The following is a 1,062-nucleotide window of genomic DNA, read 5'->3' on the forward strand; positions in this document are numbered from 1 at the left end:
GGTTGTATAGTTAAAAAAATATATAAATGTGTCAAAAAATAAGTTTATATATCAAAAATAATTGTTATAAGTAATTTAATCGACAATTTAAATTTATATCAAAATTTAAATATAAAGCTAGCTAGATACAGTTTGTAAATTGAAATAAAGTAAACTAAATGATATTTTAGATTTGGAGGTGATATTATGTTTAGGGTAGTTATATGTGATGACGAAAAAATACAAAGAAGCATACTAAAAGAGTTTGCAGAAAAACTGTTGTCTGAAAGGTGTCTAAATTATCAAATATTGGAATTTTCATGTGGAGAAGATTTACTCTCCAAATACCCAGAAAAAATTGACATTATATTTTTAGATATCCAAATGAAAGATATTAATGGAATCGAGGTGGCTAAAAAAATAAGAAAATTTGATGAAAAGGTAGAGATTATATTTACAACAGCTTTTTCAGAGTATGCCCCACAAGGTTATGAAGTTCGTGCTTATAGGTATTTAGTAAAACCTATAGACTATAGTAATTTCGCAATGGGTGTAAATCTTTGTATTGATAACCTTCAAAGAAAGAAGGAACGTTATATAGTTTTGTACAACAAAAAAGGATTTAATAGAATACTGATAGATTCTATTTTGTATGTTGAAACTGTAAAGAGAGATTTAGTTGTACATACATCAGGTAGAGATTATAAAGCTAATATGAGTATGAAACAAGCAGAAAAGTTATTGTGTGAAAATGGCTTTTTTAGATGTCATACAAGTTTCATTGTTAATTTGAGAAGAATAGAAGATATTGGAGACAATATGATTACTATTAATGAAAAATTTATACCTATTAGTAAGTACAGACTCAAAGATTTAAAAGCAACATTAACAAGCTTGTTATGTGATATAATGTATTAATTTTAAAAAAGGTAAAGAAATATGGTAAAAAATATTTAATGTCATCACAAAGCTATTGATTCAAAGCTGTCTTAATGTAGAAGAAATTTTCTATATTAAGACAGTCTTTATTATGTAAAATGGTAATTTAGAAGTTATCAATAGCTGTAGGTGCAATATCCATAT

1 protein-coding gene is annotated in these 1,062 nt (G+C 25.6%); it reads left to right on the forward strand.

The features are described 5' to 3' along the window. The first annotated feature begins 186 nt into the window (after positions 1 to 186). A complete protein-coding gene (gene rgaR, locus KGF50_RS21580) occupies positions 187 to 897 on the forward strand; it encodes a two-component system response regulator RgaR (RefSeq protein WP_227828315.1) in 711 nt (236 codons plus the stop codon). The last annotated feature ends 165 nt before the right edge of the window (positions 898 to 1,062 follow it).

This window comes from Clostridioides sp. ZZV15-6598 (genome assembly GCF_020657705.1).
Lineage (GTDB): Bacteria > Bacillota > Clostridia > Peptostreptococcales > Peptostreptococcaceae > Clostridioides > Clostridioides difficile_F.